This window comes from Streptomyces sp. NPDC051555, from assembly GCF_044454405.1.
In the GTDB taxonomy this organism is placed as follows: domain Bacteria; phylum Actinomycetota; class Actinomycetes; order Streptomycetales; family Streptomycetaceae; genus Streptomyces.
Window position 1 is genome coordinate 243641 of sequence record NZ_JBITDP010000012.1, and the last position, 24288, is coordinate 267928.

Sequence of the window (24288 nt, forward strand, 5' to 3'; positions counted from 1 at the left end):
GAGTGCACCCATGTCACCGCGACCTCAGGGCTTCGCGACCGTGCGCGGCCGCGCCTATCGGACGGACGAGGTGGACCGCTACCTCGCCCGGCTCTCCGGCGGCCGTGACGAGGCGTGGGAACGGGTGGCCCGGCTGACGGTGCTCGCGCGCCAGTTGGAGGAGGAGTCGCAGCGACTGACCGCGGCGGTGGCCTCGCTGGCGCCCCAGACGTACGACGACCTGAGCGAGCGGGCGCGGCGGATCCTGGCACTGGTGCAGGAGGAGGCCGACAGCGTACGGGCGGACGCGCGGGCGGACGTGTCGGCGATCCAGGGCGCCGCCGAGGCGCACGCGGACCGCGCGGCGGAGCTGGCCCGCCACGACGCGGACGCGGTGCGGGACCAGACGGAGGTACGGGCCGGCCAGGGCCTGGCGCACGCCCAGCGCGAGGCGGACGAGGCCCGGGCGCAGGCCCGCCAGGACGCGACGGCCCTGCGGACCCAGGCGCACGCGACCCTGACGCAGACCCGACGGCGCTGCGAGGCGCTGCTGGCGGACCAGGGGCAGGACCACGTGGAGCGCCGGGACGCGGCGGAGCGGGAGCTGGCCGCGCGGGAGGCCGAGCTGGAGGCCCGGCACGCCGAGTTGGAGCGGCACGCGCAGGCGCGGCTGGCGGACGCCCGGCGGGAGTCCGCGGAGCAGGAGGAGGCCGCCCGGCACGGCCAGGAGGACGCGGAGGCGCGGGCGGCGGAGCTGCTGACCGGGGCGCGGGTGCGGGAGGAGCGCACGGTGCGCGAGACGGAGCGGATCCTGCGGGAGCACGAGGCGGCGCAGGAGGAGATGCGGGCCCACATGAACCACGTCCGCTCCAGCCTGGCGGCCCTGACGGGCCGGGCCCCGGCGGAGGGCTGACGCCCGCGCCGGAGACCTCGTGCGCGGGGGTCAGCCGGTCAGCCGGTCCGCAGGGCGGTCAGGAAGTCGTCGATCAGCGGGGCGATCTCGGGCAGGTGGGTCTCCAGGGCGAAGTGCCCGGCGCCGTCGAAGACGTGGACCTCGGCGTCCGGGAGGTCGCGGGCGTACGCCTTGGCGCCCGCCGGCAGGAAGAAGGGGTCGCCGGCGCCCCACAGGACGAGCGTGGGCGGCCGGTGCGTGCGCAGCCACTCCTGCCAGGCCGGGTACAGCGTGATGTTGTCGCCGTAGTCGAAGGCGAGGTCGGCCTGGGCGTCGGCGCGGCCGGGCAGGTCCAGGAAATGCTGGTCCAGGGTCCAGCTGTCGGGGGAGAGCAGGGCGGTGTCGGCGACGCCCGCCTCGTACTGGAAGCGGGTGCCGTCGAGCGTGAACAGGCCGCGGACCTGCTCCTCGTTGCCCGGCACTTCGCGGCGCAGCCCCGAGAACTCGCGGGCCATGTCGGAGAGTCCGTCCTCGTACGCGTTGCCGTTCTGGACGATGAGGCCGGTGATCCGCTCGGGGGCGCGGGTGGCGAGCCGCAGGCCGACCGGGGCGCCGAAGTCGAAGACGTAGAGGGCGAAGCGGTCGAGGCCGAGGGCCACGGTGAAGCCCTCGACGATGTCGGCGAGCCGCTCGAAGGTGTAGGTGAACCCCTCGGGGGCCTCGGTGTGCCCGAAGCCGGGGTAGTCCGGGGCGATCAGGCGGTGGGAGGTGCCGAGCGCGTCCATCAGTCGGCGGAACTGGTGCGAGGCGGTCGGGAAGCCGTGCAGCAGCAGGAGGACCGGGCCGTCGGCGGGGCCGGTCTCGCGGTAGAAGACGCGGACGCCCTCGACATCGACGTGTCCGTGGCGGACCTGCTGGGCCTTCTGTGCCTTCTGGGCCTGCTGCACCTGCGGAACCGAAACGCTGAGCGGAGTGCTCATCACATGCCTCCCCGTGGCTTGGTGGCATTAGTCTTGCCCACGATGACCTAATGGGTCAAGGGGCATCTCATGCATTAGAGCGGTAGGATGAGGGCATGACCGCGACCTTCCCGCTCCTCGGTGAGCCGCTCGCCCTGGACCTCCTCAACACCAGCTCCCCGGCCATGGGCGACCTGATCGCCGACCCGGCCGCGCTCGCCGCCTGGGTGGAGGCGCAGCCGGGACGGCTGACCCCGCTCGCCCGGGTGGCCGGCCCCGAGCTGAGCGCCGTCCACGCGGTCCGGGAGGCCGCGCGGGAGGCGCTGGAGGCGGTCCGCCACGGCGAGCGGCCGCCGGTCGGCGCGCTGCGGGTCCTGAACGGGGCCCTGGCCGCGGCCCCGGCCCTCCGCGCACTCGACTGGACGCCGGGGGAGGGGCTCACCGCGGCCGTGCACCTGCGGACCGCCGATCCCGCGCGTCGGCTCGCCGCGGAGCTGGCCGGGGCGGTGGCCGACCTGCTGACCGACCCCCGGGTGGCGGACGTCCGCGGCTGCGAGGGGGCCGAGTGCGCGCTGCTCTTCCTCCCCGCGAACCAGCGGCGGCGCTGGTGCGTGGCCGGGATCTGCGGCAACCGGGCCCGGGTGGCCCGCTACTACGCCCGGCACGCCAAGGACGAGGCGTCGGCGCCGGACGTCCTTCGGGGGTCGATCGGGCAGCCAGGGCGGCAGCCGGGCGACCGCTGAACGGTCAGGCGGCGGGAACCGTCTGCGGGTAGAGCGCGCTCGGGTCGGCGGACAGGGCGGCTTTGAGCTGGACGGAGTCGTCGTCGGCGAGGATCTCCAGCCTCCCGGCCTCGATGCCGTCGAGGGCGGCGCGTACGACGTCGGCGGGGTCGTTCTTCTCCACGTCCCACCCGGCCATCATGTCCGTGTCGGTGCTGGCCATGTGCAGGCCCGTCACCGTGGTCCCCTGGCCCGCGAGTTCGAGGCGGATGCCGTTGGTGAGGCTCCACGCCGCCGCCTTCGACGCGCTGTAGGCGTTGGCCCCGTCGTAGGAGAGCCAGGACATCGCCGACAGGACGTTGAGAACCGCCCCGCCGCCGTTGGCGGCCAGGACGGGGGCGAACGCCCGGACCACGTTGAGGGTGCCGAAGTAGTTGGTTTCCATCTCCAGCCGGATCTTCTCGGGGTCCCCGGTGACGAGGTTCTGCCGGGTGGAGACGCCGGCATTGTTGATCAGGAGAGTGACGTCCGAGGCCGCGCCCGCCGCTTCGGCGACCGACTCCGGATCGGTGATGTCGAGCCTCAGCACCTCCAGGCCGGGGAGGTCGACGAGCTGGGGGGTGCGCGCGGTCGCGTAGACCTTGGTGGCGCCCCGCTGCAGGAGTTGTTGGGCGAAGTGCCTGCCGATGCCGCGGTTGGCGCCGGTGACGAGGGCGATGGAACCGTTGATCTTCATGGCGGTCTCCTGGCAGTGGTGGGGTGAACCCTGTCCGGGCTCTTCACGGCCTAAGCTAAAACCTGACGTTGACGTGAGAGGCAAGGGGCGTGATCCAGGTCATGGAGGGGGCGTTGATGCGCAGCGGCAGTACCAGGACAGCGCGGTGGACCGTGTCCAACTGATTCAGCAGCTGTACGCCGCAGGGGTGCCGAGCAGGGCGATCGTGGAACTGTTGCCGTGCGTCGAGACAGGTGACGTGACCCCCGCGCTGCTCGACCGGTTGTCGGCCGAACGGAGTCGCATCGACGCCCAGGTCAGCACGCTGGTGCAGACCCGGGACCGGCTCGACGCCATCATCACCACGGCTGCCACGGCCATGAACGCGGGCCTGCCCTGCCCCCGTTGATCCACGTGCTCCTCAGGTTGGAGCCCGAGGATTTCGATCCGTACCGCCGAAGACGGCACGACCTCTTGACAGCGAGGGTGATCACGGCTGGTCTGGCAGGTAGGCCGTGGCTGTGTCCGTTTCGACGCCGCCGATGGGCGTGCGCGCCCTGACCCGGAATTCGGGCGTACGGGCGCTCGTGGCGGCCGACCCGGACGCCCCACCCGGCCCTGCCGCCCGCTGTGATGCGGGAGTCGATGCCCTGGGCAACGGGTTCCGGGTGGCCGCGGGCCGTCCGGCCGAGCCCGAACAGGTGACCTTGGCTCGAACGCGTGCTCCATGCGGGCGGAACCCCGTGGGGCGGCGTGAAGGCCACTGCACGTCGTGGGATACCGGGGGAGGCCAGCCCGCACCCCCCTTGGAGCCCGTCATGGCGTTCTCTGTCAGTTTCCTCAACACGGCCCCGATCACCACCACGGGATCCGGAACGGCGTACAAGGTCTGGTCGTACAGGATCGACGGCACGGGAGCCGAGATCCCGTCAGGGCAGCGGATGGCCCTAGCCCTTCCGGGAAACATCAACGTGCAGGACCCCAGCACCTACCCCGACGTGACGGCCCTGGACGGCTCCTTTCTCTGGCGAGATCCGACCACAGGGCTCAGTTTCGTGGGCCGGACCGCGAGCAATCCCGGCAGCGTAACCATCACCTTCGTGGCACCGGCCCGCACGGCGACCGCCTCCGTGCGCCTGTTCAAGTCCGCCATCGGCACGGCCTGGACCGCCGTCAACTTCACCAATGCCGGCAGCGGTACCGCCGCCGACGGGCAGGCCATGGTCGTGCCCGCCTCCGGCGTTCCGACGTACACGGGACGGCCGGTCGCCGACTTCGAGGGGGCCCTGCCCTACGCGAGTGAGGTCTTCGGCGTCTACCAGCCGCTGGCGGGCTGGATCAGCGCACAGGGCGGGGTCGCGGCCGCCAGGGTGCACCCGGGTTCCGAGTTCGCGGGCCTCACGGCCGAGCACTTCCGCGGAGAGGACGCGCGGGGGCTCCGCGATCCCGCCCTGGCCGCGCTGGCCGAGCGCTACCAGTCGGTCGCGTCGGCCACCTCCGCCACCTCCGCCACGTCGGCACCGCTGACGCCGGTGGGTCTGGTCAACCTCTTCCGGGAGTACTTCTTCGAGTTCGACACCTTCCTCGGATCGCCCTCCGGGCACATCTGGGTGAGCCCCGGCGGCAGCGTCGAGGTCGTCGAGACCAGTACCCGGCGGACGCTGACCGAGAAGACCGCCGAGCTGTCGGAGGAGACCACCCGCAAGACCGAGGAGAGCCAGACCGACCAGGACGACGTCGCGGACGCCGTCAAGGAGGACAACTCCTCGGACACCAAACTCGGCGTGAGCGCCACGGGCGGGGTGAACGCCAAGATCTACCACGCCGACGTCAGCGCCAGCTTCGCCACCCAGAACACGGTGAAGCGGGGCTCGGAGGAGACCCACAAGCACAGCCGCGAACAGACCGCCAAGGTCACCAACGAGATCAAGCGGAACTTCAAGACGACATTCAAGACGGTCACGGAGACGACCGACACGTCCAGCCGCCGCTACGTCCTGCAGAACAACCTGACCGAACTGGCCAACTACGAGTTCCGGCGCAAGATGCGCAAGGTCGGCGTCCAGCTCCAGCACATCGGCACGCGGCTGTGCTGGCAGGTCTACCTCCCGGACCCCGGCCAGGAACTCGGCCTCGGGGACATGGTCCACGTCGTCGAGGCGCCCGACCTCACGTCGATCCCCAAACCGGAACCGCTGCCGGACCTCGAGGACAAGCTGCTTCCCTTCCATTTCGAGGTGGCCTTCCTGCACAGCAACGGACCGGACACCGACGCGGCGCTGACCTACCTCCCGGAGAGCGGCAACCGCTGCCGCGGCATCAACACCACCACGGCGGGACACGACGACGTCGTCCAGTTCTGCTTCGAATACCAGCTTCCCCCGGTGCCGCCCGGGTACCAGCTCGCCTCGGTCGCCTCGGTGGACCGGCACGGCGCCCAGATCGAACTCGCCCCGCTGGACTCACCCGACCTGCTGCCCAACCCGGACGTGGGCAAGAACTCCCTCAAGATCCGACTCACCTACGCCAACTGGCAGGGCAAGAAGTCGATGCCCTTCGACGCCATGCTGAAGTACACCCCCACCGACGCGGCCAAGGCCGAACTGGAGAAGAAGAAGGCCGATGCGAAGGCCGCCTACGACAAGGAGGTGGCCCGCGTCGAGCACGAGGCGTACGGCAGGGCCGTGCGCGAACGACTGCGCCTCGTCAGCTCGTTGACCCCGAGGCGGCTGGAGGACATGCGCAGCGAGGAACGCCGGACGGTGTTCCGCGACATCCTGCGCCGGCTGGAGGGCGACGGCCACTATCCGCAGGATCCCAACCACCCTCCGTTCGCGGAATCGGAACAGATCCGGCAGCTCTTCGACGTCGAGGAGATGCTGTACTTCGTCGCCCCGGACTACTGGCGCCCCGGGCCGGTGAATCCCCCCGCTCCCACCGGGGACAGCGTGGGACGCTACCCCGTCCCGTCCGAGAACCCCCCGGCCCTGCCCCCGGGCACCAGCGCGCTGCCCCTCGCAGGCCAGACCGTGGCCGGCTGGTACTCCCGGGCCGACGAGTACAAGTCGCCCGGTGCGCAGCCCGTCCCCCAGTGGCGCGTGGACTACCTCATCACCGAGGAGACCCAGCCCGCACCGCTCGGCAGCTCCCTGGGCTGGCTGATCCAGATCGACGGCGACGAACGCCGCAACGAGTTCCTCAACGCTGCCTGGGTGAAGGCCATCATGCCCGTCCGGCCGGGTCAGGAGGTGGCCGCCCTGGCCTGGCTCCTGGGCGTCGAGGGCTCGGCCGGCCTCGGCCTTCCGTACCCCGTCCAGCCGGGCGACCCCGCCGACTTCCAGAACAAGTCGTACGGAGGCGTCCTACAGATCCTCGCGACGAGGCTCCAGGCGGCCAACACCGACGTGACCAACACCCTGGCCGCGGAGAAGGTGTTCGAAACGGGCTTCGACCCCCTCGAAGGGGGATTCCGCAAGCCCGACAACCCCTACCAGATCTTCGACCAGTGGATCGAGGTGCTGCCGACCGACCAGGTGGCCGCCGTCGCGGTGCGCTACGACCCGAGGACCGGCCAGCAACTGTGACGGCCCCGCACATCCCACGCTGAGGCGCACCCCGGCTCAAGGACGGACGGTCGGTTCCCGACATGCAGATCACGGTCAGAGTGAGCGACGTCAACGGCACCCCTCTGCCGGACGCCCGGATCCAGCTCGTCTTCACCGCGCCGGGCCCCTTGCCCACCTCCCTCAACCTGAGACCGGGGGAGGTGCGGGACGTGACGCTGGACAAGGACGAGCTGGAGTTCCACGTCTCCAGGGACGGCTTCACGGAGGACCGGTTCACCTTCGCGGCGACGGGCTCGGCCTGGCTCTCCTCGAACCCGGCCGGCCAGGCCTTCCAGCTCGGGACCCTGCTGGACGTCTCCACGACGATCGGCACGGTCCGCCTGGCCCCCACCATCGGCGTGCCCCCCGGCAGTCCGCTGGTGAACAATCCGCAGGCGGCACTGGTGGACGACGTCGGCGAACCCGACTGGATCTACCGCGACGCCCGCCACAACCCGGAGACGATGCAGCGGCTGGACGACCCGGTCTTCGGCAACCTCACCGCGCCCCCGCAGGAACCCGAGTGGAACCGCTTCAAGCACTCCTCGATCGCGGTCGACCTGGCCAGCCGCGGACGGTTCGTCCTGCTGGAGTACGGGCCCCAGCCCACCGCCGGCAGCCGTCGCCCGCGTTTCCTCATCGGGACCTGGGTGCCGTACAAGCCGCTCCCCGCCTCCCCGGAAGTCGTGGTCTTCTTCTCGCCGCCGACGTTCCCCGAGCGAGGATTCCCCGTGGACTCCTACCCGTTCCTCGGCAACTACCCCTACGCCCTGGACAAGCCGGCCAACCAGGCGAAGGACGCCCACCAGCCCTATGTGGGCCATCTCGTCAACTACCTCATCACTGGCTACAAGATCGTCTACCAGCTGCTGGCGGCGAACCGCAATCCGATCGTGATCATGCCGACCCCGCCCAGCGCGAACTGGGGCCCCTTCGACACGCAGCCCGGCCTGGCCCGCCTCATCAAGGAGGTCGTCCGCTTCCTCTACGCCACGCAACTCGCCTCGAGCAGAACCGCTCCCCTGGTCAAGCTCCGCCTGCTGGGCGGCCGCACCCAGCTCTTCCCCTGGAACGGCCGGCGCACCAACGAGCCGCTGCCGCGCGCCTTCGCCGCCTCCGTCTCGGGCTTCAGCGCCGGGATCAACCCCGTGGTGAAGCTGTGCACCACCGACCGGCTCGACGACAAGCTCTACCCGGCCGACCTCTACCAGTCGCCCCCCGCCGAACTGCTCAACAACTGGAGGGAGATCTGGGACATGGACGGGGTGGACGTCCAGGGCTGGAACCACATGACCTCGGCGTTCAACGGTTGGCTGGCCGGCACCAACGCGAGCAGGCGCGCTCTGCGTTCCTACCACTCCCAGGACACCTACTCCGCCGCCCAGAACGGGCTCGTCCCCGCCTCCCGGGTCACCCGGCTGCCCCCCGTCCCGGTCAGGGGGATCTACGTGGAGGAAGGAAACAGCGAGGACGGCCGGGTGACCTGGGTGCACTTCTCCAACCCCAGCCTGGTCGGCGACAAGAGCGCGCCCGGCCATGTGAAGACCATCCCCGAGTTCGGCTCCTTCGACGCGCACCACATGGTTCCCGCCATCGCGTTCGGTCACGCGGCCCAGTTCCCGCTGCGCTGAGACCCGACAGGCCGTGCGGGTGATGGGCGTCATGGATTGTGCATCGGTGGGCGACAGTGCCGGGACGCCGTCGGCGGGGTCCTCGCCGGGGCCTGATCGGTGGGACGCCCCGCACGAGCGGTTCAAGACCCTCCCCCTTTTCAGGGCCCTCATGTTCACCGAGTCGATCGCACAGCGGGACCAGTCCAGCTCGCCGCGAGCACTTCCCGGTCGCCGTGCCGACTAAGGCCGCGGCTCCGGTCGGTCGGTCGGGGCCGGGGCGGGCCGCTGGGCCACGACCTGGGCCGGGGCCACGACTTGGGCGGGCGCCGGTGCCGGGTCCGCTGTCGGGGTCGGCGAGGTCGGCGTCGGGGCCGGGGGCTCGTAGGCGTACGGGTCGCTGCGCAGGCCGCGCGCCGTCACGTACACCGTGAAGGGGGCCTCGGGGCCGGTGCTGGGAGCCGGGCGGACCAGGGTCAGCGAGCCGTCGGCGCCCAGGTCGGCCTCCCGCTGCGGCTCCGCGCCGATGGTGACCTTGGCCCGGCCGTGCATCGCGTCGTCGCCGAAGCCGCCGCCCTCGATGCGCAGGAGGTCGCCCGCGCGCGTGACGCGGGTGATGACCGGGTTGGGGCGGGTGGCCACCTTGTTGAGCAGGTAGGCCGCGGCCGGGGCGCCGGTGAGCGCCCAGATCTCCGACGGCAGCTTCGGCAGGCCCGCGCCCACGTCGGCCACGAAGAAGGCGGCGACGTAGAGCATCGTGACGATGCTGAAGGCGACGTACTGGAGGTCCATCAGGTCGGTCTGGCCGGAATCGTTGGAGACGAGCTCGCCCATCGGCAGCGGCTGCGCGGGCGCGGCGGGTCCGGGGGCCGGGGCGCCGGGGGCGGGCTGCTTCTCCGGCTTGAAGAGCCGCCCGTTCTGCACGCGCAGGCCGACCACGCCCTTGGCCCCGATGAGGGCCAGGTACGGGCCCCCGAGCAGCGGCAGGTAGACGTCGGTCAGGGGGCCGAAGGGGTTCTCGGGGCTGCGGAACCAGCCGATGCCCTGGGTGAGCCCGTAGCCGAGCAGGACGATCAGCATCCACACGAGCAGCCCGGTCCAGGCGGCGGCGAGCGTCTTGGACGTGGACAGCCTGCCGTCGCGGCCGGTGACCAGGCCGGGGTGGGCGCGCAGGGCCCAGTAGGCCAGGCAGAGCGCGGCCAGGAGCGTGAGCAGAGCGGGTAGCCAGGCCATCGTCGTTTCCCCCAGTTCGGTCCCCGTCCGTGGTGTACCGCGTAGCCGGGTCCATGACAAGTGCGCCACGCCGTCGGGGCGCCGGGTCGTCAGCTCTGCGGGTCCGTCCGGTCCGCCCGGTCCGTCCGGTCCGCCCGCTCCTGGGCCTCCGTCAGCACCGGGAACCTGCGCGGCGCGAGCAGGAGCAGGACCAGTACCGCGGCCACCGCGGCCGCGGTCGCCCCCAGGTAGATGTGGTCCACGGCGGTGGCCACCGCGCCCCGCAGGTAGTCGGCGGCCTCGACGGGCAGCGCGCCCGGCTCCGCCAGGGCCTTGGACACGTCGTCCAGGTGGGCCGGCAGCCCGCTCATCGGGGCGTCGGCCAGCCGGGCCGCGATGGTGGCGTTGGCGACGGCGCCCAGCAGCGCCGCGCCGATGCTCTGGCCGACCTGCCGGGAGAAGAGGACGGAGGCGGTGGTGGTGCCGCGCTCGGCCCAGCCCACCGTGGACTGCACGCCGATCATCAGCGGCAGCTGGAACAGCCCGAGCGCGCAGCCCAGCGCCAGCATCACCAGCGCGGGTTGCCAGGGCCGGGCGTGCACCGGGAGCAGGGTGAAGGAGAAGAGGACGGCGGCGGCCAGGGACATGCCGATGACCGCGCTGTCGCGGAAGCCGATGCGCCGGTAGACGTGTTGGCTGAAGGCGGCGGATATCGGCCAGCTCAGGGTCATCGCCGACATGACGAACCCGGCGCCTATGGGCCCGAGACCGAGGACGGACTGCGCGTACGTCGGCATGAACACCATCGGGGCCACCATCAGCAGCCCCAGCGCGGCCATGGCGAGATTGACGGCGGCGATCGTGCGCCGGCGCCACACCCACCCGGGCAGTATCGGTTCCTCGGCCCGGCGCTCCACCAACACCACCACCGCGGCCAGCACCGCGCTCCCGGCCAGCAGGCCCAGCGAGGGCGCGGACAGCCAGGGCCAGGCGACCCCGCCCTGGACCAGCGCGAAGAGCAGCAGCCCGCCGCAGGCGAACACGGCCAGCGCGCCCGCCCAGTCGATCCGGCCCCGGGCGCCCGCGGCCCGTACCGGCTCGGCCAGGTGCCGGACGATCAGCCACAGCGCCAGCCCGCCGAGCGGCAGGTTGATCAGGAAGATCCAGCGCCAGTCCGCGTAGGCGGCGAGCAGCCCGCCGACCGCGGGTCCGGCGACGGAGGAGGTGGCCCACACGGTGGACATCCGGGACTGGATCCGCGGCCGCTCCTTGAGCGGGTACAGGTCGGCGGCCAGGGTCTGCACCGTGCCCTGGAGGGCGCCGCCGCCCAGCCCCTGGACGATGCGGAAGGCGATCAGCGCGGCCATGTTCCAGGCGGCCGCGCACAGCAGCGAGCCGACCAGGAAGAGGGCCACGCCGAAGAGGAGCACGGGCTTGCGGCCGAAGGTGTCGGACAGCTTCCCGTACACGGGCAGGGAGACGGTGACGGCGAGCAGGTAGCCGGAGAAGAGCCAGGAGAAGACGGAGAAGCCGCCGAGGTCACCGACGATCTGCGGGACGGCGGTGGCCACGATCGTGCTGTCGAGGGCGACGAGACCCATCGTCAGCATCAGTGCGGCGACCACGGCGGTACGGGGTCGGGCGCGCGCCCCGTCCGTCCCGTCCGTCCCGCCCGTATCCGCGCTGGTGCCCGCTTCCGCCCCGGTTCCCGCTTCCCCCGTAGTCACCAAGATCCCTTCACTGTGCACGCATCGGCGGAGAACACCATCTCACCGCGGTTCTACCGGCGGTATCCCCCAGGCCCCCTCACCCGCAGGGTGGACGTCCCCTAGGGGGTCCCTCCCCAGTAAGGAGCAGGGGCCTTTCGTCCCGACGGAGGAGGCCGAAAGTCCCTCCGGCTTCTTAACTGGTTCCTACGGGCCGCGGGGGGTGGCCCGCACGGGGCGGCTCCCACGGGGGTGGGGCTGGCCCCCGTACGCATTCGGCCACTGGCACCAGGGCGCCGCCCGCCACCGCCGCACAGACTTCGACGCGGACCGGGAACCGGTCCGGAAAATCAAGGAGAACGCCGTGACAACCGCACTGACCGATACCCGGCACGGGGGAGCTGGAGGGCATGTGGCCGTCGCGGCGCGAGCTCGGCAGGTCGTCAAGGCCTACGGCACGGGCGAGACCCGGGTCGTCGCCCTCGACGGCGTCGACGTGGACATCCACCGCAGCCGCTTCACCGCCATCATGGGTCCGTCGGGCTCCGGCAAGTCCACGCTGATGCACTGCCTGGCCGGTCTCGACACCGTGAGCAGCGGGCAGATCCACCTCGCCGACACCGAGATCACCGGGCTGAAGGATAAGAAGCTCACCCAGCTGCGCCGGGACCGGATCGGCTTCATCTTCCAGGCGTTCAACCTGCTCCCGACGCTGAACGCGCTGGAGAACATCACGCTCCCGATGGACATCGCGGGCCGCAAGCCCGACGCGGAGTGGCTGAACCGGGTCGTGGAGACCGTGGGTCTGGCCGGCCGCCTCAAGCACCGCCCGACCCAGCTGTCCGGCGGCCAGCAGCAGCGCGTGGCCGTGGCGCGCGCCCTGGCCGCCCGCCCCGAGATCATCTTCGGCGACGAGCCGACCGGGAACCTGGACTCGCGGGCGGGCGCCGAGGTCCTCGGCTTCCTGCGCCGCTCGGTCGACGAGCTGGGTCAGACGATCGTCATGGTCACCCACGACCCGGTCGCCGCGTCCTACGCGGACCGGGTGCTCTACCTCGCCGACGGCCGGATCGTGGACGAGATGTTCGACCCGACCGCCGAGTCGGTGCTGGACCGCATGAAGGACTTCGACGCGCGCGGGCGGACGTCATGACCGTCATGAAGACCTCGCTGCGCAACTTCGCCGCGCACAAGGGCCGGATGGCGCTCTCGGCGATAGCCGTGCTGCTCTCCGTCGCCTTCGTCTGCGGCACGCTCGTCTTCACCGACACGATGAACGCGACCTTCGACAAGCTGTTCGGGGTCACCAGCGCCGATGTCACGGTCACCCCCAAGGAGGCCGCGGACGAGGGCGAGACCCAGCAGCGCGGCCGCCCCGACGCGCTCGCCGGATCGGTCGTCGACCAGGTCAAGAAGGTCGAGGGCGTCAAGTCCGCCGAGGGCGGCGTCATCTCGATGGCCGTGACCGTGGTCAACGCCAAGAACGAGAACATGGGCTCGACGACCGGCGCCCCGACCATCGCGGGCAGCTGGAACGACAACGAGCTCAAGTCCATGAAGATCAGCTCCGGGCACGCGCCGCGCGGGCCCACCGAGGTGATGGTCGACGCCGACACGGCGAAGAAGCACCACCTCGCGCTCGGGGACGAGCTGCGCACGATCGCCCTGACCGGTGACCTGCGCGCGAAGATCACCGGCATCGCCACCTTCACGGTGACCAACCCGGGCGCGGCCGTCGTCTACTTCGACACCCCCACCGCCCAGCAAGTCCTGCTCGGTGCCCCCGGCTCCTTCACCCACGTCAACGTCGTCGCCAAGGACGGCGTGAGCGACGACCAGCTGAAGAAGAACATCGCCGCCTCCGTCGGCGCAAGCACCTACAAGCTGCAGACCGCCAAGGAGTCCGCGGACGCGGGCCGCAAGGACGTCGGTTCCTTCCTCGACGTCATGAAGTACGCGATGCTCGCCTTCGCCGGGATCGCCTTCCTCGTCGGCATCTTCCTGATCTTCAACACCTTCTCGATGCTGGTCGCCCAGCGCACCCGGGAGATCGGCCTGATGCGCGCCATCGGCGCCGACCGCGGGCAGGTCAACCGCTCCGTCCTGGTCGAGGCCCTGCTGCTCGGCGTGGTCGGCTCGGTGCTCGGCGTCGGCGCGGGCGTCGGCTTGGCCGTGGGGCTGATGAAGCTCATGGGTCAGATGGGGATGCACCTGTCCACCGACGACCTGACCGTGCTGTGGACCACCCCGGTCCTCGGCATCCTGCTCGGGGTCATCGTCACCGTCGTCTCCGCCTACCTCCCGGCCCGCCGCGCCGGCAAGGTCTCCCCGATGGCCGCCCTGCGCGACGCCGGCACCCCCGGCGACCGCAAGGCGGGCGTGGTCCGCGCGGTCATCGGCCTGGTCCTCACCGGCACCGGCGGCGCCGCCCTGTTCGCCGCCGCGGGCGCCACCAAGGCGACCACCGGGTCGCTCTGGCTCGGCCTGGGCGTGGTCCTCACCCTGATCGGCTTCATCGTGATCGGCCCGCTGCTGGCCGGCGGCGTGGTGAAGGTGCTCGCCGGCGCGGTGCTGCGGCCCTTCGGTTCGGTCGGCCGGCTCGCCGAGCGCAACGCGCTGCGCAATCCGCGCCGTACGGGCGCCACCGCCGCCGCGCTGATGATCGGCCTGGCCCTGGTGGCCTGCCTGTCGGTGGTCGGCTCCTCGATGGTGGCCTCCGCCACCGACGAGCTCGACCGCTCGGTCGGGGCGGACTTCATCATCCAGTCGCAGAACGGCCAGCCGGTGCTTCCGCAGGCCGACCAGGCGCTGCGCTCCGTCCCCGGCATCGACCACGTCACCGCGTACAAGGTCCTCGACGCGAAGATCACCACGCCGGACGGCAAGGCCGAGGACAAGACGCTGTCCGCCGCCGACCCGACCTACGCCCAGGACGTGCGCAAGAAGACCGTCTCCGGCGAGCTGGCGGGCGCGTACGCCAAGAACGCCCTGTCGGTCGGCGAGGGCTACGCGAAGGAACACGGCCTGAAGCTCGGTGACGAGGTGACGGTCGCCTTCAAGGCCGGATCGAGCGCCAAGCTCAAGGTCGGGGCCATCACCTCGGACGAGGGCAGCATCGACCGGGGTGCGATGTACACCAGCATCACGACGGCCGCCCAGTACGTGCCGGCCGACAAGATGCCGCAGAACCTGATCATGTTCGCCAAGGCCGAGGACGGCAAGCAGGACGCCGCCTACAGCGCCATGAAGGACGCGATGGCCGCGTACCCGCAGTACGACGTGCGCAACCAGGCCGACTACAAGAAGAGCCTCAAGGACCAGGTCGGCCAGCTGCTCAACATCGTCTACGGCCTGCTCGCCCTCGCGATCATCGTGGCGGTGCTGGGCGTGGTGAACACCCTGGCCCTCTCGGTGGTCGAGCGGACCCGCGAGATCGGCCTGATGCGCGCCATCGGCCTCTCCCGCCGCCAGCTGCGCCGCATGATCCGTCTGGAGTCGGTGGTCATCGCCCTCTTCGGCGCCCTGCTCGGCCTGGGCCTCGGCATGGGCTGGGGCATCGCCGGTCAGCAACTGCTGGCGCTCCAGGGCCTGAAGGTCCTGGAGATCCCGTGGCCGACGATCCTGGGCGTCTTCGCCGGATCGGCCTTCGTGGGCCTGTTCGCCGCCCTGGTCCCGGCCTTCCGGGCGGGCCGGATGAACGTCCTGAACGCGATCGGCAGCGAGTGAGCGCGTAGCGGCCGGTTCGGACTCCCGCTCCCGGGGCTCCGCCCCAGACCCCGCGCCTCAAACGCCGGCGGGGCTGGATTTCCCGGGCCTGGGGTCGGCTCAAGTGCCGGCGAGGCTGAAACATCCAGCCTCGCCGGCGTTTGAGGCGCCCCCGGAGGGTGCTGTCGCCCCCGGAGGGTCACCGCACCCGGCGGAGGAGGACGAAGCCGCCCGCTTCGTCCTCGCGGACGAACTCCGCGGTCGGGTGGAGGCGGTGGGCCTCGGCGCGGGGGTCGCCGGTGTCGTCCGGGGTGTCCGCGAAGACGATCCAGTCGGGGACGACGCCGCGGGTGCCGCCGATCCAGAAGACCCGGCAGCGCGAGGTCAGTCGGGCGATCGGCGCGACGTCCGCCTCCACGCTCGCCCCGTCCGGGATCCCCGCGAGGAGCCGCTCGGCCGCCGCCACCCGGTCCGGGATCCGGTACGTCCCCGGCTCGGCCAGCCGGGCCAGCGGCAGCGCGGTCACGCTGAGCGCGAGCGCGGTGGCCAGTACGGCGGAGGGCAGTTGCAGGGCGTACGCCCGCAGCCACGGCCGCGGCGAGCGCCGGGCGCGGTCCACCGCGTCGGCGAGGGCCAGCGCGAGGATCGGCATCAGGACCGCGCTGTAGTGCCAGTCGGTGGACCAGTAGTGCGGCTCACCGGAGAGGAACCGCCAGCCGAGGGTGGGCGCGGCCACCAGCAGCAGCGGTGAGCGCGCCGCGAGCAGCCCGGTGGTGGGGACCAGCAGCCAGGCCAGGGTGGCGAGTTTGATGCCGAGGCCGTCCGTCAGGGCCGCGTCGGGGGTCCCGGCGGTCATCTTGGCCCAGTAGTCGTAGCCGCCGGCCGTGTTGAAGGCGGGGATGACCACGGTGAGGACGAGGACGCTCGCGGCGGTCCCGAAGGCGGCGGTGAGGGCGGCGAGCCGGACCGCGCGCGCATCGCCCGCCACCCGGGCCCGCCAGCCGACCACGCAGGCCAGCGCGGCGAGGGTGAACCCGAGGTCCTCCTTGACCAGCACCAGCGGCAGCCCCCACAGCAGGGCCGCCCGCCAGCGCCGCCGCAGCAGCGCCTCCAGGGCGAAGGCGATCAGCGGGACCGCGAAGCAGATCTCGTGGAAGTCGAATTCGACGGCCCGCTGCATCCCCCAGGACAGGCCGTACGCCGCCCCGACGGCGAGCCCGCGCGCCCGCCCCAGCAGCCGGACCCCGGCCCGGGCGACGGGCACGGCCGAGAGGGCGAAGAGCGCGGCCTGCGCGACCAGCAGGGTGACCGGGGTCGGGAAGAGCCGGTAGAAGGGCGCCAGCAGCGCGGTGACCGGGCTGAAGTGGTCGCCCAGGACGTTGGTGCCCGGCCCCTTGAGGTCGACGACGGGCGCGCGCAGGTGCGCGTAGGAGCGGATGGCCTGCTCGAATATCCCGAGGTCCCAGGACATGGTCTCCAGGCGCTCGTAGCGCAGCACCGAGAGCAGCGCGTAGAGGGCGAAGAGGACCGCGGCCAGGAGGTACGGGGCCCAGTGCCCCGGCGGCCGGTGCGCCGACCCGGGACCCGCCCCCGCAGCGCCGCCGGGCGCGGGAGCGGGAGCGGGAGAGGGTGCGGGCGGCGCGGGGGGCGTCCCGACGGCGGTGGTCCGGGACCGGGGCGGGGCGTGCAGCGCGGTCACCGGCGCGGGCTTTCGCCGCCAGGGCCGCCGGAGCCGCCCGGTGACCTGGAGGGCGCGGGGGAGCCCGACTGCCCGGAGGGCCCGGGGCTCGGGGTGATCCGCTGGTCCCCGGAGGCGCTGGTTCCCGGGTCGGGGGCCGAGGGGGTCACGGTGATTCCCGTCCCGTCGTCGGTGCCGGGAGCGGTGCCGGGGGAGGCGGACCCGGATCCCGGGCCGCCGCTCCAGGGCGGCCCCGACGGGAACACCGACCCGACCGCGGTCGACGGGGTCAGGCCCTGCGGCCCGGACCGGTCGGCGTGCGGCCCGCTGATCCGGGGCGCGGAGGGCGCGGCCGGCGGCGCCTCCCGCTGCCCGGGGCCCGTACCGAGGCCGATGGCGGCGAAGGCGCCGCCCGCGCCCAGCACGCACACCGCGCAGGCGGACACGGCCGCCAGCCGGCGCCGTCTGCGCCGGGTCCCGCGCTCCTCGACCAGTGCGACCGGGGCGGGCAGCACCCGGCCGCCGCCCTCCCCGGCGGCCCGCTTGAACGCGTCGCCGAGCAGGTCGTCGTAGCGGAGCGGGTCGTCGTAGCCGAGCGGGTCGTCGTATCGGGGAAGGTCCTGGGGCTCCTGGGGGCCCTGGGGCTCCGGGGAATCACTCACCGCGCGCCTCCTCGAAGTGCGGCCGGAGCGCGGCGCGCGCCCGGGACAGGTGGGTCTTGACGGTGCCCTCCGCGAGGCCGGTCTCGGTGGCCACCTGCTGCACGGACAGGTCGCAGACGTAGAAGAGGACGGCCACCCGTCGCTGCCGCTCGGGCAGTGTGCGCAGGGCGCCGACGAGCGCGACCGTCGCGGGATCGGGTGAATCGGAGGCGGCCGGTGCCGGGGCGCCGTGGCGCCGCCAGGCCTCGGCGGCCCGCCCGCGCCGGCGCCAGCGGCTCACGGCGAGCCGCCAGGCCACGGTGCGGATCCAGGCCTCGGGCCCGGCGTCCCGGGAGAGCCGGGACCTCCTGGCCCAGGCCCGTACGAAGGCCTCCTGCACCACGTCCTGCGCCTCGTGCAGGTCGCCGATCATCAGGTAGACCTGTCCCACCAGGTGTTTCACGGAGTGCGCGTAGAACTCCTCGAACTCCTCGACGGTCATGCGGCTCCCGGTGCTGGACAGATTTCGAGCTGTATACGCTCCTGCCCCCCGTACAGGTTGACGTCGCGGGCCAAGATCTTCGGCGCAGGCCGGGCCGGTCCCCGGGCGGCAATCCCCCGCGCGCGGTGTCGGGGTGCGCCGTAAGGTGGGGAACCCCGGCCCGTGTGACGTGTCGGGCCCTTCGCGTTGCCCCTTCACCGGACGGAAAGCCGCCTTCATGAGCCTGTACGGACTGCTCGACGCCGTCACCCGGGATCCCGCGCTCACCGAGGCGGTCAAGGCGGCCGCGGACGGGAACCGGATGCAGCTGGATCTGGTCGGTCCGGCGGCGGCGCGGCCCTTCGCCATCGCGGCGCTGGCCCGGCGGACCGAGCGGACCGTGCTCGCGGTCACCGCGACCGGGCGGGAGGCCGAGGACCTGGCGGCCGCGCTGCGCTCGCTGATGCCGCCGGAGCAGGCCGCCGCCGTCGTGGACTTCCCGTCCTGGGAGACCCTGCCGCACGAGCGCCTCTCGCCCCGCAGCGACACCGTCGGCCGCCGCCTCGCGGTACTGCGCCGGCTCTCCCACCCGAGCAAGGACGACCCGGCCGCAGGTCCGATCTCCATCGTCGTCGCGCCGATCCGTTCCGTGCTCCAGCCGCAGGTCAAGGGCCTGGGCGACCTCGTCCCCGTGGCCCTGCGCGGCGGTGAGAGCGCCGACCTCGGCGAGATCACCGAGGCGCTCGCCGCCGCGGCGTACGCCCGGGTGGAGCTGGTGGAGAAGCGCGGCGAGTTCGCCGTCCGCGGCGGCATCCTCGACGTCTTCCCGCCCACCGAGGAGCACCCCCTGCGGGTGGAGTTCTGGGGCGACGACGTCGAGGAGATCCGCTACTTCAAGGTCGCCGACCAGCGGTCCCTGGAGATCGCCGAGCACGGGCTGTGGGCCCCGCCCTGCCGCGAGCTGCTGCTCACCGACGAGGTGCGCGAGCGCGCCGCCGCGCTGGCGGTCGAGCACCCCGAGCTGGGCGAGCTGCTGCACAAGATCGCCGAGGGGATCGCCGTCGAGGGCATGGAGTCCCTCGCCCCGGTCCTGGTCGACGACATGGAACTGCTGCTGGACGTGCTGCCCGCCGGGGCGATGGCCGTGGTCTGCGACCCCGAGCGGGTCCGCACCCGGGCCGCCGACCTGGTCGCCACCAGCCAGGAGTTCCTCCAGGCGTCCTGGGCGGCCACCGCGGGCGGCGGTGAGGCCCCGATCGACCTGAACGCGGCCTCGTTGTGGGGGATCGCGGACGTCCGCGACCGGGCCCGGGAGCTCGGCACCATGTGGTGGTCCGTCTCGCCCTTCGCCGCGGACGCAGACCTGGGCGAGGACACGCTCACGCTCGGCATGCACGCCCCCGAGGTCTACCGCGGCGACACCGCCCGCGCCCTGGCCGACACCAAGGGCTGGATCGCCGACGGCTGGCACACCGTCTACGTCACCGAGGGCCACGGCCCGGCCGCCCGCACCGTCGAGGTGCTCGGCGGCGAGGGCATCGCGGCCCGGCTGGAGGCCGACCTCGCGGTGCTGGAGCCCTCCCTGGTCCACGTCGCCTGCGGCTCCCTGGACAACGGGTTCGTCGACCCGCACCTCAAGATCGCCGTCCTCACCGAGACCGATCTGACCGGGCAGCGCACCGCCACCAAGGACCTCGGCCGGATGCCGACCCGGCGCCGCAAGACCATCGACCCGCTGACCCTCCAGGCCGGCGACTACATCGTGCACGAGCAGCACGGCGTCGGCCGCTACGTCGAGATGGTCCAGCGCACCGTGCAGGGCGCCACCCGCGAGTACCTGCTCGTCGAGTACGCCCCCGCCAAGCGCGGCCAGCCCGGCGACCGCCTCTACATCCCCACCGACCAGCTGGAGCAGGTCACCAAGTACGTCGGCGGCGAGGCCCCGACCCTGCACCGGCTCGGCGGCGCCGACTGGACCAAGACCAAGGCGAAGGCGAAGAAGGCGGTCAAGGAGATCGCCGCCGACCTCATCAAGCTCTACAGCGCCCGCATGGCGGCCCCCGGCCACACCTTCGGCCCGGACACCCCCTGGCAACGGGAGCTGGAGGACGCCTTCCCGTACGCCGAGACGCCCGACCAGCTGACCACGATCGCCGAGGTCAAGGAGGACATGGAGAAGTCGGTCCCGATGGACCGGCTGATCTGCGGCGACGTCGGCTACGGCAAGACCGAGATCGCCGTGCGCGCCGCCTTTAAGGCGGTCCAGGACGGCAAGCAGGTCGCGGTCCTGGTGCCGACCACGCTCCTCGTCCAGCAGCACTTCGGCACCTTCTCCGAGCGCTACGCGCAGTTCCCCGTCAAGGTCCGGGCGCTGTCCCGCTTCCAGACGGACACCGAGGCGAAGGCCACCCTGGCGGGCCTCAAGGAGGGCTCGGTGGACATCGTCATCGGTACCCACCGGCTCTTCTCGCAGGAGACCAAGTTCAAGGACCTGGGCCTGGTCATCGTCGACGAGGAGCAGCGCTTCGGCGTGGAGCACAAGGAGCAGCTCAAGAAGCTCCGCGCGAACGTCGACGTCCTGACCATGTCCGCGACCCCGATCCCGCGCACCCTGGAGATGGCGGTCACCGGCATCCGCGAGATGTCGACGATCACCACCCCGCCGGAGGAGCGCCACCCGGTGCTGACCTTCGTCGGTCCGTACGAGGAGAAGCAGATCGGCGCGGCCATCCGGCGCGAACTGCTGCGCGAGGGCCAGGTCTTCTACATCCACAACCGGGTCGAGTCCATCGACCGGGCGGCCGCCAAGCTGCGCGAGATCGTGCCGGAGGCGCGGATCGCGACCGCGCACGGTCAGATGGGCGAGAGCCAGCTGGAGCAGGTCGTCGTCGACTTCTGGGAGAAGAAGTTCGACGTCCTGGTCTCCACGACCATCGTCGAGTCCGGCATCGACATCTCCAACGCCAACACCCTGATCGTGGAGCGCGGCGACACCTTCGGCCTCTCGCAGCTGCACCAGCTCCGCGGCCGCGTGGGCCGTGGCCGCGAGCGCGGCTACTCCTACTTCCTCTACCCGCCGGAGAAGCCGCTGACCGAGACCGCGCACGAGCGGCTCGCGACGATCGCCCAGCACACCGAGATGGGCGCGGGCATGTACGTCGCCATGAAGGACCTGGAGATCCGCGGCGCGGGCAACCTGCTCGGCGGCGAGCAGTCCGGTCACATCGCGGGCGTCGGCTTCGACCTCTACATCCGGATGGTCGGCGAGGCCGTGGCCGACTTCCGCTCCGCCGTCGAGGGCGGCGAGCAGGAAGAGGCGCCGCTGGACGTGAAGATCGAGCTGCCGGTCGACGCGCACGTCCCGCACGACTACGCGCCGGGCGAGGGCCTGCGCCTCCAGGCCTACCGCTCGATCGCGGCCGCCTCCTCGGAAGCGGACGTCAAGGCGGTGCGCGAGGAGCTGACCGACCGCTACGGCAAGCTGCCCGAGCCGGTGGAGAACCTGCTGCTCGTGGCGGGCCTGCGGATGCTGGCGCGCGCCTGCGGGGTCGGCGACATCACCCTGGCGGGCACCAACATCCGCTTCGGCCCGGTGGAGCTGCGCGAATCGCAGGAGCTGCGGCTCAAGCGGCTCTACCCGGGGACGGTCATCAAGCCGGCCGCCTCGCAGGTGCTGGTGCCGCGCCCGAAGACCGCCCGGGTCGGCGGCAAGCCGCTGGTCGGGCGGGAACTCCTGGCCTGGACGGGGGAGTTCCTCACCACGATCCTGGGGTCCTGACCCCGTCGCGTCGCCGTCGCCGCGCTCGAAGCCGGACCCCGTCACGTCACCTCAGGGCGTGGGTCCGGCGCAGAGCTCGATCGCTGCCCGGTCCTCGGCGGAGGCACATGAAGAAGACCTCAAGTCCGGCCCGCCTCCTGCGCGTCGATCAGCTCGTCCCAGTGATCTCGCGTCCATGCGCAGGCCGCGTCCAGCGGGCCCAGCAGGCCCAGGCCGAGCGGGGTCAAGGCGTACTCGACACGGCGCTCCGCGCCCGTGTGTTCCTCCCGTGCGACGAAACCGTCCCGCTCCAGCCTGCGCAGTGACTGGGTCAGCGATTTGGCCGTGATGCCACGCAGCGGCACCTTGAGCTCCGAGAACCGGCGCGGGCCGTCCTGCAGGCACCGCAGGATCAGCGTGCCCCACTTGTCGCCCACGCGGAACGGCACCAGCGGGGACGGGCGGACGGGGTCGAACGTCTCGGGGTCCAGGGCCGTCCGGTCGGCCTGCTGCGGCGGCTTCGTCATGATCCACACCGTAGGCCGGTATCCGATCGGAAACCAGCTCTCGACCTACGCTCCCGTCCATGGAGACGAACAGCAGCAGGATCATCATCTTCGGGGCCGGCGGCCGGGTCGGCCGGGCGGCCGAGGCGGAGGCCCGGCGGCGGGGCCACGACGTCACGGCGGCCGGGCGGGCCGACGGGGAGGTGACGGACCCGGCGGTTGTGGCCCGGCTCGCCGCCGGGCACGACGCGGCGATCGTCGCCGTGTACGACCCCGCGACGAGCCCCGGCGAGTTCTTTCCCGCGGTCGCCCGCGCCCTCGCCCAAGGGCTCCCGGCCGCCGGGGTGACGCGGCTGGTGTCCGTCGGGCTGGCATCCGTACTGCCCACCGCGACCGGGGAGCTGATGATGGACGCCCCCGGATACCCGCAGGAATGGCGGGAGTTCTACGTCGGTCACGGCGCCGGGACCGAGGCGCTGCGCGCGGCCGCGCCGGATTCGCTGGACTGGGTGGTGCTGAGCCCGGCCGGGGACTTCGACCCCGAGGGCGAGCCCTCGGGCGCCTACGCGTTCGCCCCCGCTGCCGCCGAGAGCCGGATCACGGCCGCGGACTTCGCCCGCGCGCTGCTGGACGAGGTCGAGGTCGCGACCCTGCACCGGACCCACGCGGGGGTGTCCGCCGCATGACCGGCGCCAGCACGACCAGCACGACCAGCACGACCAGCACGATCCACGACAACCCGACCCCTTGGATCGCCGACCACATCCGCCGTTTCGAGGAGACCGGTGGCCACCCCCGCCCCGGGGTGGCCGACCTGCTCCTGACGACCCGGGGTCGCAGGTCCGGCCTGCTGCGCCGCACGGCGCTGGCGTACGTCCGGGACGGGGACGCGTACGTCCTGACGGCGTCCAACGCCGGTGCGGACCGCCACCCGGCGTGGTACCTGAACCTGTCGGCCGACCCGGAGGTGACCCTCCAGGTCGCCGCGGCCACCTTTTCGGCGACGGCCCGGCCGGCCACGGCGGCCGAGTCCGCCCGCCTGTGGCCGGTGGTGGTGGCCGCGATGCCCTCGTACGCGGCCTACCGCACCGCGACGGCCCGGGAGATCCCCCTGGTCCTGGTCACCCCGGCGGGCGAGCCGCGAGCGTCGGTCCAAGTGCCGGTCTAGAGGAAGTTCTTCTGGACCAGGAGGCGCACGATGTCCGGGTAGAAGTCCGGGAAGTCCATCGGGACGATGCCGAAGTGGATCTTCTCCGTCTTCCGGGCGTCCACGTAGCGAAGAACGTCCGGCAGCGTCAGCTTCGCGTTCTGCTGGGGCCAGTTCCCGCCGGAGTAGCTCGTGAAGTTCACGAACATCTGGGAGGAGTCCTGGTTCCACCAGGCGTTGTCGAACTGCTTGACGATGGTGGCGGACTTCGTGAAGTTGGTGGTGTTCCAGTCGTCCTGGATGTTGAAGGCCTTGTTGCTGTCCCAGGTGAGGATGCCCCAGTCGTTCGCGAAGTCCGCCGCGATGACGATCTTGCTGCGCACCTGGCCCAGCGTGGGCCAGAACGGTGCGGTCCACACCAGACTCCGGTAGCCCATGGTGTCCAGGTAGTAATTGAAGCGGCGCCGGAACTCCTCGTCCGAGAGGGCCTGTCCGCCCGAGTTCTCGTTCTTCACCCGCATGACGACGGTTTCGCCCGGGTACTTCTTGAAGTGGTTGCGGCAGGCCTCCAGGACGTCCTGGAAGCGGTGTCCCTGGTAGGCGGAGCCGTGGTAGAGGCCGAATTCGTTCGGCGCGCCCTGGAGGCCGTTCAGTCGGATGTCGAGGAAGCGGATCCCGCGCTCCAACTGCTCGGGTACGCCCCAGTTCTGGGTCTGGGCCCACTTGGTGCCGTTGGCGGGGTCGGTGCACCACGAGTCGTGCGTTCCGGGGATCGTCAGGTGGATGAGGGGCGTGCTGCCGGGCAGCTTGCCCATCCAGTCGTGGAAGTAGTAACCGGCGGCCTGGGCGGTGCCCGGCAGGGCGAGTCCGAGGGCGGCGGCGCCCCCGGCACCGATCCCCCACTTCAAGACGTCACGGCGGGTGGGGCTCATGGCTGGTCTCCTCGTCTGCGGTGGTGGTCGGGTCACCGCGT

The 24288-nt window shown here is 72.1% G+C and carries 19 protein-coding genes and 1 pseudogene; 10 read left to right on the plus strand and 10 right to left on the minus strand.

The genetic code is table 11. The features are described 5' to 3' along the window. The first annotated feature begins 10 nt into the window (after window positions 1-10). On the plus strand, window positions 11-892 hold the full coding sequence (locus ACIBEA_RS24645; RefSeq protein WP_399264334.1) for a cellulose-binding protein: 882 nt from the start codon (window positions 11-13) through the stop codon (window positions 890-892). A 38-nt stretch (window positions 893-930) separates the two neighbouring features. Here ACIBEA_RS24645 and ACIBEA_RS24650 read toward each other — a convergent pair whose 3' ends face one another. After that, window positions 931-1851: an alpha/beta fold hydrolase gene (locus tag ACIBEA_RS24650; RefSeq protein ID WP_399264336.1), complete on the minus strand. Its 921-nt coding sequence runs from the start codon at window positions 1849-1851 to the stop codon at window positions 931-933. A gap of 95 nt (window positions 1852-1946) precedes the next feature. On the opposite strand from ACIBEA_RS24650, the gene ACIBEA_RS24655 reads away from it, so the two are divergent. Next, window positions 1947-2573, plus strand: coding sequence for a CGNR zinc finger domain-containing protein (locus tag ACIBEA_RS24655; protein WP_399264338.1), 627 nt, complete (start codon window positions 1947-1949; stop codon window positions 2571-2573). Between the two features lie 4 nt (window positions 2574-2577). Here ACIBEA_RS24655 and ACIBEA_RS24660 read toward each other — a convergent pair whose 3' ends face one another. After that, window positions 2578-3288, minus strand: coding sequence for an SDR family oxidoreductase (locus ACIBEA_RS24660; protein ID WP_399264340.1), 711 nt, complete (start codon window positions 3286-3288; stop codon window positions 2578-2580). Between the two features lie 145 nt (window positions 3289-3433). On the opposite strand from ACIBEA_RS24660, the gene ACIBEA_RS24665 reads away from it, so the two are divergent. From ACIBEA_RS24665 to ACIBEA_RS24675, 3 genes are all read left to right on the plus strand, one after another. Then, window positions 3434-3676: a hypothetical protein gene (locus tag ACIBEA_RS24665; protein ID WP_399264342.1), complete on the plus strand. Its 243-nt coding sequence runs from the start codon at window positions 3434-3436 to the stop codon at window positions 3674-3676. A 409-nt stretch (window positions 3677-4085) separates the two neighbouring features. Then, on the plus strand, window positions 4086-6851 hold the full coding sequence (locus ACIBEA_RS24670) for a hypothetical protein (RefSeq protein WP_399264344.1): 2766 nt from the start codon (window positions 4086-4088) through the stop codon (window positions 6849-6851). Window positions 6852-6913: 62 nt separating this feature from the next. Beyond that, window positions 6914-8503 (plus strand): hypothetical protein, encoded by a 1590-nt coding sequence (locus ACIBEA_RS24675; RefSeq protein ID WP_399264345.1) that lies wholly within the window; start codon window positions 6914-6916, stop codon window positions 8501-8503. 58 nt (window positions 8504-8561) lie between these two features. Here the strand turns inward: ACIBEA_RS24675 and ACIBEA_RS24680 are convergent. From ACIBEA_RS24680 to ACIBEA_RS24690, 3 genes and pseudogenes are all read right to left on the minus strand, one after another. Then, window positions 8562-8704 (minus strand): annotated as a pseudogene (locus ACIBEA_RS24680) (IS5/IS1182 family transposase); the annotation flags it as partial. Between the two features lie 21 nt (window positions 8705-8725). Beyond that, window positions 8726-9715 carry a hypothetical protein gene (locus tag ACIBEA_RS24685; protein ID WP_399264347.1) on the minus strand — a complete coding sequence of 330 codons (990 nt, stop codon included), beginning with the start codon at window positions 9713-9715 and terminating at the stop codon, window positions 8726-8728. An 89-nt stretch (window positions 9716-9804) separates the two neighbouring features. Then, window positions 9805-11304 (minus strand): MDR family MFS transporter, encoded by a 1500-nt coding sequence (locus tag ACIBEA_RS24690; RefSeq protein ID WP_399264437.1) that lies wholly within the window; start codon window positions 11302-11304, stop codon window positions 9805-9807. A gap of 460 nt (window positions 11305-11764) precedes the next feature. Between ACIBEA_RS24690 and ACIBEA_RS24695 the strand changes: the two genes are divergently transcribed. Together ACIBEA_RS24695 and ACIBEA_RS24700 are read left to right on the plus strand one after the other, a co-directional pair. Next, entirely contained in the window at window positions 11765-12553 is a 789-nt protein-coding gene (locus ACIBEA_RS24695) for an ABC transporter ATP-binding protein (protein ID WP_354382970.1), read from the plus strand. Continuing rightward, complete coding sequence (locus tag ACIBEA_RS24700) at window positions 12550-15126, plus strand: ABC transporter permease (RefSeq protein ID WP_399264349.1); 2577 nt, start codon at window positions 12550-12552, stop codon at window positions 15124-15126. Before ACIBEA_RS24695 ends, ACIBEA_RS24700 begins: the two co-directional genes overlap by 4 nt. Before the next feature lie 178 nt (window positions 15127-15304). Here ACIBEA_RS24700 and ACIBEA_RS24705 read toward each other — a convergent pair whose 3' ends face one another. Genes ACIBEA_RS24705 through ACIBEA_RS24715 form a run of 3 tightly spaced genes read right to left on the minus strand, consistent with a single transcriptional unit; the run spans window position 15305 to window position 17926 of the window. After that, the gene (locus ACIBEA_RS24705) at window positions 15305-16795 is read right to left on the minus strand and encodes a DUF2079 domain-containing protein (RefSeq protein WP_399264439.1); all 1491 of its coding nucleotides are present in this window, start codon (window positions 16793-16795) and stop codon (window positions 15305-15307) included. A gap of 5 nt (window positions 16796-16800) precedes the next feature. Further along, the gene (locus tag ACIBEA_RS24710) at window positions 16801-17445 is read right to left on the minus strand and encodes a hypothetical protein (protein WP_399264351.1); all 645 of its coding nucleotides are present in this window, start codon (window positions 17443-17445) and stop codon (window positions 16801-16803) included. Then, entirely contained in the window at window positions 17438-17926 is a 489-nt protein-coding gene (locus ACIBEA_RS24715; RefSeq protein ID WP_399264353.1) for a SigE family RNA polymerase sigma factor, read from the minus strand. Before ACIBEA_RS24715 ends, ACIBEA_RS24710 begins: the two co-directional genes overlap by 8 nt. Before the next feature lie 217 nt (window positions 17927-18143). On the opposite strand from ACIBEA_RS24715, the gene mfd reads away from it, so the two are divergent. After that, a complete protein-coding gene (mfd, locus tag ACIBEA_RS24720) occupies window positions 18144-21683 on the plus strand; it encodes a transcription-repair coupling factor (protein WP_399264355.1) in 3540 nt (1179 codons plus the stop codon). A 119-nt stretch (window positions 21684-21802) separates the two neighbouring features. On the opposite strand, the gene ACIBEA_RS24725 is transcribed toward mfd, so the two are convergent. Next, window positions 21803-22189, minus strand: a complete 387-nt coding sequence (locus ACIBEA_RS24725) for a winged helix-turn-helix transcriptional regulator (protein ID WP_399264357.1) — start codon at window positions 22187-22189, stop codon at window positions 21803-21805. Between the two features lie 59 nt (window positions 22190-22248). Here ACIBEA_RS24725 and ACIBEA_RS24730 point away from each other — a divergent pair, with 59 nt between their 5' ends. Both ACIBEA_RS24730 and ACIBEA_RS24735 read left to right on the plus strand, forming a co-directional pair. Continuing rightward, window positions 22249-22854: an NAD(P)-dependent oxidoreductase gene (locus tag ACIBEA_RS24730; protein ID WP_399264359.1), complete on the plus strand. Its 606-nt coding sequence runs from the start codon at window positions 22249-22251 to the stop codon at window positions 22852-22854. Next, window positions 22851-23336, plus strand: coding sequence for a nitroreductase family deazaflavin-dependent oxidoreductase (locus tag ACIBEA_RS24735; protein WP_399264361.1), 486 nt, complete (start codon window positions 22851-22853; stop codon window positions 23334-23336). The genes ACIBEA_RS24730 and ACIBEA_RS24735 overlap by 4 nt, the downstream gene beginning before the upstream one ends. Here the strand turns inward: ACIBEA_RS24735 and ACIBEA_RS24740 are convergent. Then, on the minus strand, window positions 23333-24247 hold the full coding sequence (locus ACIBEA_RS24740) for a phosphatidylinositol-specific phospholipase C (RefSeq protein ID WP_399264363.1): 915 nt from the start codon (window positions 24245-24247) through the stop codon (window positions 23333-23335). The two genes, ACIBEA_RS24735 and ACIBEA_RS24740, sit on opposite strands and share 4 nt — an antisense overlap. Between the last annotated feature and the right edge of the window lie 41 nt (window positions 24248-24288).